The organism is Streptomyces sp. NBC_01803 (assembly GCF_035917415.1).
Taxonomy (GTDB): Bacteria; Actinomycetota; Actinomycetes; order Streptomycetales; family Streptomycetaceae; genus Streptomyces.
In genome coordinates this window covers 40,345-56,293 of record NZ_CP109073.1, presented here as the reverse complement: position 1 = coordinate 56,293, position 15,949 = coordinate 40,345, and the positions used below count along the sequence as shown (strand labels likewise).

At 73.2% G+C, this 15,949-nt stretch carries 11 protein-coding genes and 3 pseudogenes; 3 read left to right on the top strand and 11 right to left on the bottom strand.

What is annotated here, in order from left to right:
• Positions 1 to 72: 72 nt before the first annotated feature.
• Both OIE51_RS00265 and OIE51_RS00260 read right to left on the bottom strand, forming a co-directional pair.
• On the bottom strand, positions 73 to 885 hold the full coding sequence (locus tag OIE51_RS00265) for an MFS transporter (protein ID WP_326594573.1): 813 nt from the start codon (positions 883 to 885) through the stop codon (positions 73 to 75).
• A gap of 146 nt (positions 886 to 1,031) precedes the next feature.
• Positions 1,032 to 1,502 (bottom strand): carboxymuconolactone decarboxylase family protein, encoded by a 471-nt coding sequence (locus OIE51_RS00260; RefSeq protein WP_326594570.1) that lies wholly within the window; start codon positions 1,500 to 1,502, stop codon positions 1,032 to 1,034.
• Between the two features lie 151 nt (positions 1,503 to 1,653).
• Here OIE51_RS00260 and OIE51_RS00255 point away from each other — a divergent pair.
• Positions 1,654 to 2,487: pseudogene (locus OIE51_RS00255) on the top strand (DUF427 domain-containing protein).
• On the opposite strand, the pseudogene OIE51_RS00250 reads toward OIE51_RS00255, so the two are convergent.
• Both OIE51_RS00250 and OIE51_RS00245 read right to left on the bottom strand, forming a co-directional pair.
• Positions 2,452 to 2,577, bottom strand: a pseudogene (locus OIE51_RS00250) (IS630 family transposase); the annotation flags it as partial. The pseudogenes OIE51_RS00255 and OIE51_RS00250 sit on opposite strands and share 36 nt — an antisense overlap.
• Before the next feature lie 251 nt (positions 2,578 to 2,828).
• On the bottom strand, positions 2,829 to 3,755 hold the full coding sequence (locus tag OIE51_RS00245; RefSeq protein WP_326594568.1) for an SDR family oxidoreductase: 927 nt from the start codon (positions 3,753 to 3,755) through the stop codon (positions 2,829 to 2,831).
• Positions 3,756 to 3,884: 129 nt separating this feature from the next.
• Between OIE51_RS00245 and OIE51_RS00240 the strand changes: the two genes are divergently transcribed.
• Positions 3,885 to 4,451 carry a TetR family transcriptional regulator gene (locus OIE51_RS00240; RefSeq protein ID WP_326594566.1) on the top strand — a complete coding sequence of 189 codons (567 nt, stop codon included), beginning with the start codon at positions 3,885 to 3,887 and terminating at the stop codon, positions 4,449 to 4,451.
• 103 nt (positions 4,452 to 4,554) lie between these two features.
• Here the strand turns inward: OIE51_RS00240 and OIE51_RS00235 are convergent, their stop codons facing one another.
• The 5 genes from OIE51_RS00235 to OIE51_RS00215 form a co-directional block, all read right to left on the bottom strand.
• Positions 4,555 to 5,772 (bottom strand): NADP-dependent isocitrate dehydrogenase, encoded by a 1,218-nt coding sequence (locus tag OIE51_RS00235; RefSeq protein WP_326594563.1) that lies wholly within the window; start codon positions 5,770 to 5,772, stop codon positions 4,555 to 4,557.
• A gap of 134 nt (positions 5,773 to 5,906) precedes the next feature.
• A complete protein-coding gene (locus tag OIE51_RS00230; protein WP_326594562.1) occupies positions 5,907 to 7,175 on the bottom strand; it encodes a citrate/2-methylcitrate synthase in 1,269 nt (422 codons plus the stop codon).
• Between the two features lie 74 nt (positions 7,176 to 7,249).
• Complete coding sequence (locus OIE51_RS00225) at positions 7,250 to 8,374, bottom strand: ABC transporter substrate-binding protein (RefSeq protein ID WP_326594560.1); 1,125 nt, start codon at positions 8,372 to 8,374, stop codon at positions 7,250 to 7,252.
• Positions 8,371 to 10,098 (bottom strand): ABC transporter permease, encoded by a 1,728-nt coding sequence (locus OIE51_RS00220; RefSeq protein ID WP_326594559.1) that lies wholly within the window; start codon positions 10,096 to 10,098, stop codon positions 8,371 to 8,373. The genes OIE51_RS00225 and OIE51_RS00220 overlap by 4 nt, the downstream gene beginning before the upstream one ends.
• On the bottom strand, positions 10,095 to 11,234 hold the full coding sequence (locus tag OIE51_RS00215) for an ABC transporter ATP-binding protein (protein WP_326594557.1): 1,140 nt from the start codon (positions 11,232 to 11,234) through the stop codon (positions 10,095 to 10,097). Before OIE51_RS00215 ends, OIE51_RS00220 begins: the two co-directional genes overlap by 4 nt.
• 234 nt (positions 11,235 to 11,468) lie before the next feature.
• Between OIE51_RS00215 and OIE51_RS00210 the strand changes: the two genes are divergently transcribed.
• Positions 11,469 to 12,518, top strand: a complete 1,050-nt coding sequence (locus OIE51_RS00210) for an Ldh family oxidoreductase (RefSeq protein ID WP_326594556.1) — start codon at positions 11,469 to 11,471, stop codon at positions 12,516 to 12,518.
• A gap of 29 nt (positions 12,519 to 12,547) precedes the next feature.
• Here the strand turns inward: OIE51_RS00210 and OIE51_RS00205 are convergent.
• Together OIE51_RS00205 and OIE51_RS00200 are read right to left on the bottom strand one after the other, a co-directional pair.
• A pseudogene (locus OIE51_RS00205) lies at positions 12,548 to 15,132 on the bottom strand (SpoIIE family protein phosphatase).
• 585 nt (positions 15,133 to 15,717) lie between these two features.
• Positions 15,718 to 15,927, bottom strand: a complete 210-nt coding sequence (locus OIE51_RS00200) for a hypothetical protein (protein ID WP_326594554.1) — start codon at positions 15,925 to 15,927, stop codon at positions 15,718 to 15,720.
• Positions 15,928 to 15,949 lie beyond the last annotated feature (22 nt).

Here is a 15,949-nt window from a genome sequence, read left to right as displayed (position 1 = left end):
GTTCCTCTTCTCTGCGTCTTCTCTTCTCTGCGTCTTGTCTCTGCGTCAGGACTTCTCAAGCCCGGCCGGGGTTCAGTCGATGGTTCGGTGGTGGGTGAAGCGGGACACCAGCGGCGGCTCCGACGACCAGCCGTGGGCCCACCGTTGCGGCCCGTGCGGGGCCGCGGAGGTCTGCCGCAGCATGGCGAAGGCGAGCGCCGCGCCGACGGCCAGCAGACCCGCGCACAGCGGCATGGCCCTGCGGAACGACGTGTCGAAGGCGGCGTCCGACCGGTAGGTGTCCGGCCCCGTCCCGACCAGCAGCGGCAGCGCCGCCACCGCGACCAGCCCGGCCGTTCGCGCCGCGGCGTTGTTGATGCCGCTGGCCAGTCCGGCGTTCGAGGCGTCCACCGAGGACAGCAGGGTCACGGTCAGCGGAGCGACCAGGACGACCATGCCGGTGCCCATCACCAGCAGCGCGGGCAGGGCGTCGGCCGGGTAGGACGCGCCCGGCCCAACCCGCAGCGTCATCAGCATGCCCGCGCCGCACACCAGCGTGTCGGCGTTCGGGGCGAGGCCGCGCAGCAGGGACGCCACCGCGAACCACACGACGCCCACGACGAAGACCCGCCGCCGCCCGAGCCGGTCGCCCAGGGAACCGCCCAGCAGGATCAGCCCCGCCAGGGTCAGCATGTAGGCGTTGACCGTCGACTGGAGCACGTCGAGACCGGCGCCGAAGTCCCGGCCGATGTGCGGCAGCGCGACGTTGGTGACGGTGGAGGCGAGCAGGACGACACTCGACCCCAGCACCGTGGCCAGCAGGGTCCACCGGCCGCGCGCGGTGGCGATTCGGAGGAAGGCGACGGGAACGGGGGCGGCGCCGTCCCTGGTGTGAGCGCGCTTCATGGCGTGTCCTGGCTCGGGGCGAGCGGATACCGGGGCTGGGGGCCAAGGGCCGGGTGGCCGGGTCCGGGTGGTGGGGTCCGCCGCCCGGCCGATGGTCGGGAGGCCGGGTTACGGACCCGCGCGTCCGGCCAGGCCGAGCGGTCGGCTCAGCCGAACATGCCGGGCTTGTAGCCGCCGGCGGGCTGCTGGTTGATGACGTTGATGCGGTTGTAGGCGTTGATGACCGCGATCAGCGAGATCAGCGCCGCGAGCTGGTCCCCGTCGTAGTGCTTCGTGGCGTTCGCCCAGGCCTCGTCCGACACCCCGGCCGAGCCGTCCGCGATGCGCGTGCCCTGCTCGGTCAGTTCCAGGGCCGCGCGCTCGGCCTCGGTGAACACCGTCGCCTCGCGCCACACGCCCACCAGGTTCAGCCGCTGCTGCTCCTCGCCCGCGGCGGTGGCGTCCTTGGTGTGCATGTCGGTACAGAAGCCGCAGCCGTTGATCTGGCTGGCACGGATCTTCACCAGCTCCTGGGTGGCGACCGGAAGGGTCGAGTGCACCGCCGCCCCGGCCGAGTTCAAGTGCTTCATGACCTTGCCGGCGAGAGCGTTGCCGAAGTAGTTGATACGAGCTTCCACGGGGGGATCTCCTCAGGTGCGGAACAGTTACGGTCCACTGACCGGGCACCTGCCGGTTCTGTGACACCGAGGGTCACCGATCCGGTGAGGTGCCCGTGGGACATCGTGTGAAGATGTTGGCAACACCCTCAGTGAATGCAAGGTGATCACCCTGGCAACCGAAAGTGTTCTGCATCCCAGCCTCATCGTCCCGATCGGGCATGTCGAACCCGTCCCGCGCCGCATCCGGGGGACGGTCGCGGGCCGGGTTGTCTTCGACACCCGCCGCGCCCTGTACGTGTGGGAATGGCAGGCCTACCCTCAATTCAGCATCCCCGTGAGCGACTTGGTCGACGGCGTGCTCAGCGACGACGGACACATGGAGCAGCTCGGTGCCGGACCGGCGCACCGTCACACTCTTCAGGTCGGACAGGAGGTCCGCGAGGGGGCGGCGTGGGTCTGGGGCGAGGGAGCGCCGGGTCCGCTGCATGACACCGTGCGTTTCGAGTGGGGGGGCACTGGATTCCTGGCTCGAAGAGGACGAGCCGGTCTTCGTGCACCCCGCAGCCCCTACTCCCGTGTCGACGCCCTGCGTTCGAACAGCAGGGTCCGAGTCGAGCTGGACGGAGTTGTCCTCGCCGAGGCCGACAATTGCGTCAAGCTCTTCGAGACCGGCCTGCCGACCCGTTACTACCTCGACCCCGCGACCATCGACTGGACCCGGCTGCGGCACTCGGACACGGTTACACGCTGCCCGTACAAGGGCACGACGAGCGGGTACTGGTCCTTCGACAGTGACGCCGCCTCCCATGAGGACATCGCCTGGACCTACGACTTCCCGACCGTCCAGGCGCACCGCATCGCGGGGCTGACCGCGTTCTACAACGAGCACGTCGACCTGTACCTCGACGGCTTTCTGCTGCCGAAGCCCGCAGATTCCGGCCGGACTATGGGCCGACCTAGTGCCGCATCAGGCAACGTTCGCCCTGTCGACCACGGCTCGTAGCCGCTGATCGTCAGCGTGACGGTTTCGCCGGATGATGTAGCGGCGGATCATGCTGCCCTGCTCCTTGTGGCTGGCGTGGTCGGTGCCGTCTGGAACGCTGGCACATCGAGGAGGCGGCCGTCGACGCGCCGGAAGTCAACCTGGGCAGCTGACCACGCGGACCGGCACTCCCGCTCGCGTCGGGCCGGTGCCGACCGCCTGCGGCGCGTGCCCAGGAGACCCATCCTCAGCACGTCTTCGAGCCCTCGCCGTCAACCCCGTCGAACGCCCGCATGCCCGTGGTGTGCGGCTGCCCGCCCGCCGCCTCGCGCGCCGGGTCGCCGCCCCGAGGGCGGGGCCGGTCAGGCGGGTGGGGTGCGGAAGTAGTGGCCCTTGTCGAGGTCGTCGAGGAGTCCCGGCTGCACCGGCTCCCAGCCGATCTGTTCGCGGGTCAGCGCGCTGGAGGCCGGCTGGTCGATCGCGAGGACGCCGGCCAGCCAGCCGAAGTGCCCGCGCGCGTCCTCGTCGGGGACGGAGACCACCGGGAGGTGCAGGTGGCGGCCGATGACCTCGGCGATGGCGCGCAGGGGCACGCCCTCGTCCGCGACGCCGTGCAGCGTCGATCCCGCGGGGGCCTTCTCCAGCGCGAGGCGGAACAGGTGGGCGGAGTCGAGGCGATGAACGGCGGGCCAGCGGTTCGTCCCGTCGCCGATGTGGCCGGAGACGTTTGTGGCGCGGGCGGTCTGGACCAGGGTCGCGATGAAGCCGGCGTCCCCCTCGCCGTGGTTGGTCCGCGGGAGCCGCACCACGCTGGAGCGCACGCCCCGGGAGGCCAGGGAGAGCGCCAGCTCGGCGGTGACGGCCCGGGCGTCCGGGCCGCCGCCCTGTGCGGCCGGTACGGGGCTGTGCCCGTCGCGTTCGGTTGCCACGTGCCCGGGCAGCGCTGGGGTCCCGGAGGTGATGACGAACGGCCGGCCGGAGCCCGCGAGCGTCTCGCCGATCACCTCGACGGCGCGGCGGTCCGCGTCGGCGGCGCCCTGGAAGTCTCCCGTGAAGGCGATGTCGTGCTTGAACGCCAGGTGGATCACGCCCTCCGACGCGGCGGCGGAGCTCCGCAGCGTGTCGAGGTCGTCGAGAGTGCCGCGGACCGGCTCGGCCCCGGCGGCGGCGAGAGCGGCGGCGGAGGCGTCCGACCGGGCGAGTCCGGTGACCTGGTGACCTGCGTTGATGAGCTGCGGGACGACTGCGGAGCCGATCCAGCCGGAGGCGCCGGTGACGAAGACGCGCATGGGAAGTACCTCCACGTGAGCGGGCCGCGTCCCGGCGGGCCGGGGCGTGGCGACCAGACTGATGTCAGTTGATGACATCCACGATACCCCTAGCGATGACAGTTGCTGTCATCGCGTAGAGTCTGGGGCATGGGGCGATGGGAGCCGGACGCGCGGGGGCGGCTGGAGCAGGCGGCGCTGGATCTCTTCGGCGAGCGGGGGTTCGAGCAGACCACCGTGAAGGAGATCGCCGCGCGGGCGGGGCTCACGGAGCGGACGTTCTTCCGGCACTTCGCCGATAAGCGCGAGGTCCTCTTCCCCCAGGGCAATCCCCTGCGGGAGGTCCTCGTCACGGCCCTCGCCGCGAGCCCCGCGACCGCCGCGCCGTTCGAGGCGGTGTCCGCGGCCCTCCAGTCCGCCTCCGCCCTGGTGGGGGAACGCGGCGAAGCGGCCCGGAAGCGCCAGGCCGTCATCGCAGCCAGCCCCGAGCTGCGGGAACGCGAGCTGATCAAGCTCGCCTCCCTCGCCGCCGCGCTCGCCGACGCGCTGCGCCGGCGCGGTGTCGCGGACCCGGCCGCGAGCCTGGCGGCCGAGACGGGAGTGGCCGTGTTCCGGATCGCCTTCGGACGCTGGGCCACGGAGGGCGACGGGCGCGACCTGCCGCACCTCGTCCGGGACACGCTCGACGAGCTCAGGGCCATGATCGCCGGCGACTGACCGTCGGCGACTGACCGCTGACGCCTGACCACCGGCGCGGCCCGGCGGAGGCCGTCGCCACGCGGCGCTCGGCCTGGCCGCGGCATCGCCGCGCGGGAGGGCGTTACTCCGCGCGGGCGGATCGAAGGGTCTCGGCGACCGAGGCCAGGAACTCCCGGGTGCTCAGGTGCGGTGTGCCCTCGCCCGTGAGGCGGGCGAGGTCCTGGGTCATGCGGCCGGCCCGGACGGTGCGGAGCACGCAGTCCTCCAGCAGGGCGGCGAACCCGGTCAGCTGCGGCACGCCGTCGAGCGTGCCGCGGTGGGCCAGGGCCCGGGACCACGCGTGGACCAGGGCGATCGGATTGGTGGAGGTCGCCTCGCCGCGCTGGTGACGGCGGTAGTGCCGGGTGACGGTGCCGTGCGCGGCCTCGGTCAGCACGGTCCTGCCGTCGGGGGTCATCAGGACCGAGGTCATCAGCCCCGGGGAGCCGAAGCCCTGGGCGACGGCGTCGGACTGGACGTCGCCGTCGTAGTTCTTGCAGGCCCAGACGTAGCCTCCCGCCCCGCGCAGGGAGGAGGCGACCATGTCGTCGATCAGCCGGTGCTCGTAGGTCAGGCCCGCGGCCTCGAACCCGGCCCGGAACTCGGAGGCGAAGACCTCGGCGAACAGGTCCCGGAAGCGTCCGTCGTAGGTGCCCAGGATCGTGTCCTTGGTGGACAGGTACACCGGGTACCCGCGGCCGAGCGCGTAGGAGAACGAGGCGCGCGCGAAGTCCCGTATCGAGGCGTCGAGGTTGTACATGGCCATCGCGACGCCCGGCCCCGGCGAGCGGAAGACCACGTGCTCGGCCGGCTCCGTGCCGTCGTCGGGGGTGAAGGCCAGCGTGAGCGTGCCCGGTCCGGGCAACGGGATGTCGGTGGCCCGGTACTGGTCGCCGTAGGCGTGGCGGCCGATGACGATCGGTCTGGTCCACCCGGGGACCGGGCGGGGCACCTCGGGGATCACCACGGGCTCGCGGAAGAGCACGCCGCCCAGGTGGTTGCGGATCGTGCCGTTGGGCGAGCGCCACCTCCGCCTGAGGCCGAACTCCCGCACCCGCGCCTCGTCCGGGGTGATGGTGGCGCACTTGACGCCGACGCCGTGGCGCCGGACGGCCTCGGCGGCTGCGAGGGTGACCCGGTCCTCCGAGGCGTCCCGGGACCGGATGCCCAGGTCGTGGTAGTCGATGGGGACGTCGACGTTCGGCAGGATCAGCAGGTCTTTGACCCACCGCCAGATCACCCGGGTCATCTCGTCCCCGTCGATCTCGACGAGCGTGCCCGTGGTCCTGATTTTCGGCATGGCGGACTCCGGCTCCGGTGAAGGGTTGCTGAGGTGTGTCGAGGGTGGTGCCGGACCCCGGGGTGGGGGCCGGTGCGGGGTCGGGCGGGGTCTGGGCGGGGTCCGGGCCGGGGAGCGCCCCGGCGCGGGCCGGCTCAGCCGCGGGTGAGGGGGGAGCCCGCGCCGGGGGCCGCCTCGTACTCGTCGAGCGCGTGGGCGATCCAGCCGGCAGAGCGGGCGATGACGAAGACGGCCTCGCCCGCGCCGCGGGGCATCCGGTGCACGAAGCACATGGCGCCGAGGGCGAATTCGGCGTTCGGGGCCAGGTCGCGCCGGCTGCGCACGAGCTCGACCACCTCGTGGACGATGCGCTGCCGGTCCTCGTCCCCGCCGCTTCCGGCGAGCAGCGTCATCATCATCGCGGCGCGCGGGTCCGGGCCGGGGTAGCGGGGCTGGCCGAACCCGGACACGCGGTCGCCGCGCACCAGCCGGTCCGCCAGGACCCGGGGCACCGCGGCGACCGAGTCGATCTCCTCCAGCAGCGCCTGGACCGCGAGCGAGGAGCCCCCGCCCAGCAGCAGGCCGCTGGCCACGGTGGCCCCGGCCAGGACGACCGAGTAGGGGTCGGCCGCGCTGCCGGCCGCCATCCTGGCCGCCTTGGTGGAGGGGCCCCGGCCGTGCTCGGCGAGCAGGATCAGCGCGCCGGAGAGCAACGCGAGCTGCGCGGGGGACGGTTCGGCGTCGGACAGCTTCGACCACAGCCGCGCGGCCAGGCCGTCACCCCCGTGCTGCCCGTCCGGCGCCCCCGCCGCCCGGGTGGGCAGCGCCTCCACGAACGCCGGGGCGAGGGTGCGGGCGATGGAGACGACCGCCGGGCGCGAGAGGTCGTAGCGGAAGGGGTCGGCCGAACCGAGCAGCACGGCCGCCGCCTTGAGCCGGTCCAGGGGAAGGCCGGCGGCCGGCATCGTCTCCCGCAGCCGGCTCAGGAGGTCCAGCACCGGCCGCTCGGGCAACCGGAGCCGGCTGGGGCCCGCTTCCCCCGTCCACAGCAGCTCGGCCACGCCGCCGTAGGAGCCGGACGCCACCAGGCTGGTGGCGTCCCGGCCGCGGTAGAGCAGCCGGTGGCCGACGATCCCGCCGACCTCGCTGCCCGCCTCGGTGCCGGTGGCGGGCGCGGCCGGCCGGGGCGGACCGGCCGGCTCCCCGGCGTTCGAGGACCCGGCGACCGGACGCGCCCTGCGACGGCGGGCGAACACCTCGACCTCGGCCCGGGAGAGCCAGCTGCGCCGGTCCTCGGGCAGGCGCGTGCTGGCCAGCAGCCCCCGGCTGATGTAGGCGTAGACGGTCGCCGGCTTGACCCCGAGCACGCCGGCCGCCTCCGACACCGACATCACGTCGTCACGACGCTCCGCGGCGAGGGACATCGGGCCTCATCCTCCCTGTATCACTCAATGTTGATCCGACAAGGGTAAACGCCCCGTGCGGGGCCTCGGCCGCCCTACTCGTTGTAGCCGAACAGGTCGTTCCACACCGCCTGGTCGTCCGAGGCGGCCTCCCTGGCCTCCGCGGGGCGCGCGCGGAAGACCAGCGGCGAGTCCAGCTCCGGCAGGGTCACGCCCATGACGGTGGGCGGCGGCAGGTCCGAGCGCACCGCGTACTCGCCCAGGTCGGTCATCACCTCCTGACCGCGCCGGGACAGCGACCAGTTGAGGAACACGGAGGCCGCGGCCTCGTTGCGCGCCGACTCGGCCATGCCCGTGTAGAAGTCGTAGATCGCGAACCCCTCCTCCGGAACGACGAAGCGGATCGGCGCGTTGCTCGCCCGCGCGACGTTGGTGCCGCTGACCGCCACCGTGCCGACGCTGACCTCGCCCCGGGCGAGCCCGTCCAGCTCGGCCCCGATCGAGTCGAAGATGCGCACGTCGTTGCCCGCGTACGCCCGCAGGAACTCGTCGCCCAGCTCGTCGCGCTGGAACCGGGTGAGCGCGAGCGCGCTTCCTCCCGCTCCGACCTGGGCGATCCCGAGCCTGCCTCGCCAGCGGTCGGTGGTGAGGTCCCGCCAGGAGCGGGGCGCCTCGTCCTCGTCCACCAAAGCGGTGTTGTAGCCGAAGGTGTAGACGGGGTTGAACGTCCGGTAGTAGCGGCCGTCGTCGAACTCCACGTCGGGCAGCAGGTGGGTGGCCGTCGGGGGCCGGTAGGGCTGGAAGACGCCCTGCTCGTTCAGGTCCCCGACGAACCCGGGATCGGAGATGCGCACGACGTCCGCCTGGAGGCGGCCCGCGCCGTGCTCGGCGGAGATCCGCTCGAACATGCGGTTGGCGGTGAGCCTCACGAGGTCGACGCCGATGCCGGTGTCCTCGGTGAACTGCTCGATCACCGCCTCCTCGCTGTTGGCCGAGTAGGCGCTGTAGAGGGTGAACGACCCCTCGGAGCGGGCGGCCTCGTAGGTCTCCGCGTCGGCGATCGTCTCCCCGTCGATGACCAGGCCCGCGTCCCGCTCGATCCGGTCGGCCGGCCGGGTCAGCTGCGGCGGGGGCGGCGGCTCGGCGCACGCGCCGAGGAGCAGGGCCAGGGCCGTCAGGACCGCCGCCAGGGGAAGGGTGGTCAGAGCGCGGCGGTTCATGCGGCCTCCTTGGCGCCGAGCCGGCGGGTGACGGCGGCGAGCACGCCGATCACGGCGCAGTACAGCAGGCTGAGCAGGGCGGCGTCGTGGAGCGAGCCGTTGTCGTAGACGTCGAAGATGGCGATGGAGAGCACGCGGGTGTCCGTCGTGTACAGGAAGAGAACGGCCGTCAGCTCGCGCATGGCCAGCATGAGCAGGAGGAGGAAGGTCGAGGACAGCCCGACCCGCAGCAGTGGCACGGTGACCGTGGCGATGGCCCGTGCGCGCGCGGCGCCGAGCATGACGGCGCTGTCCTCCAGGTCCCGGTCCAGCTGCAGGATCGAGGAGGACACTCCCCGGAACCCCTGGGGCAGGAAGACCGCGACGCAGGCGATGATCAGGACCAGCAGCGTTCCGAACACCGGCAGCGGGATGGCCAGCCAGGTCCACAGCAGGCCCAGGCCCAGAACGATCGCCGGCACCGCCAGCGGCAGCATCGCCACGTACTCCAGCAGGCCGCGGCCCGGGGAGGCGGTGCGGTGCCGGGTGTAGGAGAGCGCGAAGCACAGCGCGGTACCGGCCACCGCCGCCCCGACGCCGACGATGACGCTGTTGCGCAGCACCGCGTGGAAGTCCTCGCTGCCGATGACGTCGAGGGCCGGCAGCACCGACAGGGCGCCCGGTTCGCCGAGCTGGCTCAGGTCCCCCAGGTAGGGCGAGGTCTGCAAGGCCGCGACCGTGAGGGCCGCGACGGGCAGGACCATGGACAGGAAGAAGTAGAGAACGGCCGCGGCCAGCGCCGGGAGCCGCCAGCGGCCCAGCGGGATGCGGCGGGCCCGGACTCCCTTGCCGGTGAGCGTGGTGAACCGCGTGCGCGCGACCATGCGGTGCTGGCCCGCGACGGCGAGCATCAGCAGCACGGTGAGGAACACGGCCACGGCCGCCGCCTCGCCGGACCGCGCGGGCGAGGCGTTCATCAGCCGGTAGATCAGCGTCGGCAGGGTGTCGATCTGCCCGGGTACGCCGATGACCTGCGCCACGGGGAAGTTCTCGACCGTCAGCGCGAAGATCAGCACGGCCGACCCCAGCACCGCGGGCGTGACCAGCGGGAAGGAGACCGTGCGCAGCATCGCGCCGGTGCCCGCGCCGTGCAGGTTGGCCGCGTCCTCCAGGTCGGGGTTCATCAGCGACAGCGCCGCGTGGACCAGCATGAAGGCGTACGGCGCGTAGTACAGGCCGAGGACGAACACGACCCCGCCGTAGCTGTAGATGTCGACCATCCGCGGCAGCCCCGCCTCGGAGAGGACGAGGTTGATCAGCCCCGACGCCGGGCTGCCCAGGACCGCCCAGGCGAGCGCGCCGACGAAGGCCGGCAGGAACAGGGGCAGGATGCCGAAGAAGTAGATCAGCCTCCGGCCGGGAACGTCGGTCCGCGCTGCCAGGAACGCCAGCCCGCACCCGAACAGCAGGGCCAGGGCGGTCGAACCCAGCCCGACGAGGGCCGAGTTGAGCATGGCGCCGCTCATGGTCGAGGTGAACAGCACGTCGAAGTTGTCCAGCGTCCACGCGCCGCCACCCCCGGACTCGGTGGTGAGGGCGGAGCGGAGGACGAAGCCCGCGGGGAGGACGACGAGGAGGACCAGCAGGGCGAGGAGCACCACCGTGGGCAGCCCGCGCCGGATGGACCGCCGGCGGGCGGGCGGCGCGGGGGCGGCGTCCCGGGCGGGCGAGTGGGTGGCGGTCACGCCGCCACCCCCGCCCCGAGCCCGGCCGCGGCGGCCACGGTCCCGCCGTGGGCGGGGGCGTCGTCGAGCAGGATCTGCGCGGCCTCGGCGGGACAGATGACGGTCACGGGATCTCCGGCGCGCAGGGCCGGCCCGGCGCGGCGGGTGGCCACGGCGTCGACGGTCGGGCCGGCGTCGAGGGCGACCCGGTAGCGGATCGAGGCGCCCTGGAAGCTGGAGACGACGATGTGCCCGGACCAGGAGTTCGGCCCGTGGGCCCCGTCCGCCCGGGGCACGACGGTCAGGTCCTCCGGCCGCACGCACACGCTGGTCGCGCCGGAGGGCGTTCCGGGGGAGGAGGCCAGCTCGACGGTCAGACCGGAGTCGGCGACGCGTGCGGCGCGCCCCTCGACGGTGCAGGCGAGGATGTTGCCGACGCCGAGGAAGCGGGCCAGCGAGGTCGTGGCGGGGCGGGCGTAGATCTCCTCGGGGCTGCCGAGCTGCCGGATCTTCCCGTCCTGCATGAGCGCGATCCGGTCGGCCAGGGCGAAGGCCTCGACCTGGTCGTGCGTCACGTACACGGTGGTGAGCCCGAGCTGGAGCTGCAGCTCGCGCAGCTCCAGCCGCAGCCGCTCGCGCAGGCGCGCGTCCAGGTTGGACAGCGGCTCGTCGAGTAGGAGCACGCTGGGCTGCATCACGAGGCTGCGGGCGAGCGCGACGCGCTGCATCTGGCCGCCGGAGAGCAGGCTGGCGCCGCGGTCGGCCATCTCGGGCAGCCCCACCAGGTCGAGCACCCGGCCCACGCGCTCCCGCAGCGGGCCGGCCCCGACCCGCTGCCGGCGCAGCGAGAACGCGACGTTCTCGAACACCGTCTTGTGCGGCCACACCGCGTAGGACTGGAAGACCATCCCGACGTTGCGCCGGTGCGGGGAGACGTTGATCCCGCCGGCGGCGCTGAAGACCGTGCGGTCCCCGATCGTGATCGACCCGGCGCTGGGCTCCTCCAGCCCGGCGACGCAGCGCATTGTGCTGGTCTTGCCGCAGCCCGAGGGCCCCAGCAGGACCAGCGACTCGCCGTCGGCGATGTCCAGGCTCAGCCCGCTGAAGACGGTGGTGTCCCCGTATCTCAGGCTCAGATTGTCTATGGATACCTGCATGACCCGCCCTTCCGTCATCAATACAATCATCATTGAAGGTTGATGAATGCTGGGGACCCTACGAACGGGTCCGGCCGCTGTCAAGCGTTTGTGCGGCTCATTTGTGCTGGATTGGGGGTGGAGTCGGCGCTCTCGTCGCGTTGACAGGGGTGATTTCTGCTTCTAGGTTTCCTCTTGCGTCAAGTCTAATGTTGATTATATTGATCGCCGATCCGAGCACCCCGAGGAGCCGCAGTGCCTCACACCCCGTCCCAGACCACCGTGCTGCCCGCCGACGAGTTGCACGCGCTCGCGGTGAGGGCCCTGCTCAACGCGGGGGCGCCGCTCGCCGACGCCGAGGCGATCGGCCGGGTGCTCGTCCAGGCGGACCTGTTCGGCATCCACACCCACGGCATCGTCCGCATCCCGCAGTACCTGGAGCGGGGCCGGCTCGGCGGCCTCGACCCCGCCGCCCGGGTGCACGTCGAGCAGGTCGCCCCGGCCCTGGCCCGGGTCGACGGGGCCAACGGCATCGGCCCGCTGGTCGGTGCCCGCGCCCTGGAGGCGGCGGCCGAAGGCGCCCGCCGGGCCGGGATCGGCGCCGCGTTCGCCCGGCACAGCAACCACTTCGGGCCGGTCATGCCCTACCTGTTCCAGGCGGCCGAGCAGGGCTTCGCCGCCATCATCGCCAGCAACGCCACCACCACCATCACGCCGTGGGGCGGCCGGGAGGCCCGGCTCGGCAACAACCCGCTCGGGATCGGCGTCCCCTCCCCGGGCGGGGACCCGGTCATGCTCGACATCGCCCTGAGCGTCGTCGCGCGCGCCAAGATCCGCCGGGCCGCCGCCGCCGGGGACGCGATACCCGACACCTGGGCGACCGACGCCGAGGGCCACCCGACCACCGATCCGGACGCGGCCCTCGCCGGCTTCCTGCAGCCGATCGGCGGGCACAAGGGATACGGGCTCTCGCTGATGATCGACCTGTTCACGGGCCTGCTCTCCGAGGCGGCCTACCTGACCCACGTGAGCTCGTGGAACGTCGCCCCCGAGCGCGCCCAGGACCTCGGCCACGTCTTCATCCTGGTCGACACCTCACGCCTGATGAACGCCCACGTGCTGGCCGCGCGGATGGCGGACTTCGCCGGCATCCTGCACGCGACCCCGCCCGCAGACCCCGCCCAGCCGGTCCGTCTCCCGGGCGAGAGCGAACTCGCCACCCACCGGCGCCAGTCCGCACACGGCGTCGAGGTCACCTCCGCGGACGTGGCCGCGCTGCGGGAGCTGGCCGCGAGCCCCGTGTGAGAACGCCCGGGCCGGGCCGTCCGATCGCGCTAGAGGGCGCACTCGGCCCAGATGGTCTTGCCCCGGGTGGTGTAGCGGGTGCCCCAGCGCTCCGTGAGCTGGGCGACGAGGAACAGGCCGCGCCCGCCTTCGTCCGTGACGGCCGCGTGGCGCAGGTGGGGAGAGGTGCTGCTCGCGTCGGACACCTCGCAGATGAGGGTGCGCTGGCGCAGGACGCGGGCCCGGATGGGGGGCCGGCTGTAGCGGATGGCGTTGGTGATCAGTTCGCTGAGGACCAGCTCGGCGGCGAACGCGGCCTCGCCCAGTCCCCACCCCGCGACGCGCTCGGTGATGGCCTCGCGCACGGGGGCGACGGCCGCGGGGTCGGGCGGGATGTCCCAGGTGGCGACGTCCCGTTCGTCCAGTCCCCGGGTGCGGGCGACGAGGAGGGCGATGTCGTCCCGGGAACCGGCGTCGCGGACCGCGCCGAGGACGCTCTCGCAGGCGTCCTCGGGGGTGGGGCCGGTGTGCGCGAGAGCGTCGCGCAGGCGCCGCGTGCCGGCCTCCAGGTCGTGTTCGCGGTTGTCGATGAGGCCGTTGGAGTACAGGACGAGGCGGCTGCCTTCGGGGACGTCGAGTTCGAGGACCGGGAAGGGGTGGCCGCCGATGCCCAGCGGCGGCGCCGGCTCGACCGGGAGGAAGGCGACCGTGCCGTCGGGGCGCAGGAGGGCGGGGGCGGGGTGGCCCGCGAGGGCCACGGTGCAGCTGCGGGCGACGGGGTCATAGACGGCGTAGAGGCAGGTGGCTCCGGCGATCTCCGCCTCCGTCCCGTCGGCCCGGTCCCCCTCGCGGTCCAGGCGCCCGACCAGGTCGTCGAGGTGGGTGAGGAGTTCGTCGGGAGCCAGGTCGAGGGCGGAGAAGTTGTGGACCGCGGTGCGCAGCCGGCTCATGGTGACGACGGCGCGCAGCCCGTGGCCGACGACATCGCCGACGACCAGGGCGACCCGGGCTCCGGAGAGCGGGATGACGTCGAACCAGTCCCCGCCCACCCCCGCGCGCGAGGGCAGGTACCGGTGGGTGGCCTCGACGGCGTTCTGCTGCGGCAGTCCGCGCGGGAGCAGGCTGCGTTGCAGGGAGACGGCCATGGTGTGGTCGCGGGTGTAGCGGCGGGCGTTGTCGATGGCGACCGCGGCGCGGCCCACGATCTCCTCGCTGATGGACAGGTCCTCCTCGTCGAAGGGCTCGGGGCGGTGCGAGCGGTAGAAGCTGGCCACGCCCAGGACGGTGCCGCGGGCCAGCACGGGCACGACGATCAGGGAGTGGATGCCCCTCGGCGAGGATCTTCTCGGTGCGGGCGGGCTCCTGGGCCCGCCACCCGGTCGTCCGGGCCAGCTCCGGGGCGAGGACGGACCGTCCGCCGATGAGGGCCCTGGCCTGCGGGGTGGCGGGGTGGAAGTGCACCAGCTCCCCCTCCGCGTAGAGGGAGACGGCCGTGCCGTCACCGCCCTGGCCACCCGGCGCAGGTCGGTCCCGCCCTCGGCCGGCTCCTTCCCCGCAGGACCGGGTCGCACAGGTCCACGGCGACGAAGTCGGCCAGGCGCGGGACGGTGACCCGCGCCAGCTCCTCGGCCGTGCGCGTCACGTCCAGCGTGGTGCCCACCCCGACGCCCGCGTCGTAGAGCAGTCGCAGGCGTTCGCGCGCCAGCCCGACCTCGTCGGCCAGCGCGCGCAACTCGGTGGTGTCCCGGAGGGTGACGACCGTGCCCAGGGTGCGGCCGTCGCGGCGGGTGGGCCGCTGGTTGACGGCGAGGAGGAATTCCCCCGAGGGGTGCACCTCGTCCACGGCCAGGCGGCCCGAGGCCAGCAGTTCCGCGATCGGCGTGCCCGGCCCCAGGTCCCCGACGGGACGGCCCTCGGCGTCGGGCGGCAGGCCGAGCAGGCGGCGCGCCTCGTCGTTCGTCAGCAGCAGGTGCCCGTCCGGGGCGACGATCAGCAGGCCCTCGCGGACCGAGTGCAGCACCGCCTCGTGATGCTCGTACAGCCGGGTGAGCTCGGCCGGCTCAAGTCCGTGCGTCTGCCGCCGCAGCCGCCTGCCGACGAGGGCCACGCAGCCGGTGCCCAGGGCGAGCCCGGCGGCGGCGCCGCCGAGCAGGACCGGCAGCTGACGCCGGACCGCGCCCGTCACGTCCTCGACCTCGACTCCCGAGGCGACCAGGCCGACCACCGTGCCGTCGGGGCCGGTGACGGGGACCACCGCGCGGATCGACCGGGCCGTGGGCCCGGTGTGCGTCTCGGTGAACGCCCGCCCCTCCGCGGCCGGGCCGATGGTGCCGGAGAAGCGCTGCCCGATCTTGTCCGGGTCCCGGTGGGTGAAGCGGATGCCCTCCGGGCTCATGACCACGATGAAGTCGACATCCGCACGGTGCCGGGCCGCCTCGGTCAGGGGCTGCAGCACCGCGCTCGGATCGGCGGACGCCAGCGCGTCCCTCACCCCGGGGGCGTGCGCGAAGGTCTCCGCGACGGCGAGCGAGCGCCGGCGCGCCTCCTGCCCGGCGTCGTGCCGCGCCTGAACGATCAGCGCCACGCCCGCCGCGGCCACGAGCAGTGCCACGATCCCCGCCATCAGGGTGAACATCTGGCCGGCCAGACTGCGCAGCCCGCGGGCCGCGCGCGAGGACCGTCCCGCGTCCTCCCCGAGCCGGTCGCGCCCCGCCCGCCTCACGAACGGGCCCGGCCGGCTCCGGGACCAACCAAAAATACGACCCATGAACGTATGGGGGCATATCGGGCGATATTGGTTTTGCCGGAGACGAGATGGCCGGACGGCCGGTGACAGCCGCGCACCTGGCGGTTACGGCGCGCGGGCCGCGCCGCAGCACGGACGGCCAGAAGGAGAGGAAGGAGGGATGACCGACCGCATCGCCATCGGCGTCACCGTGGACGCCCTTGGACTTCACCACGGAGCGAGGCCGAAACGGGCGCGCCCCGCACCCGCTGACGGTGTTGCTGGTCCATGGCCGGGGCGGCCGGTTCGGCGTGAGCCGGGGAACGTGACCCCGAGGCCGGTCGGTCACGCGACCAACGCATGACCAACAGCGGGCGGGAGAAGACGGAAAGCCCTGATGACGGGCAGGGAGCCCGACTCCGGAAAATGGCCCTCAGAGGGGCGTTTTCGCAGGTCAGAGGCCGAAAATCTGGTGTCCGAGGAGGGACATGACCGCTACGCCCGCGCTCTGAGCAGGCGGATACGGTTCGCCGTGGGGTGTTTGGTGATGCGGGACGGAAGGCGAGACCTCGGGCCGATGACGAGAGGGCCCGGGCAGGCGGCGCCGCGCGCGGCGGTGAGGGTGCTCTTGCCGGCGCCGGGGGCGCCGGCGATGCCGAGGACGGCGTGGCCGGGCCGGTCCATCGGGAGCGGGGCGCGTTCCATAGGGCGGACAGCTCTGTTTCGA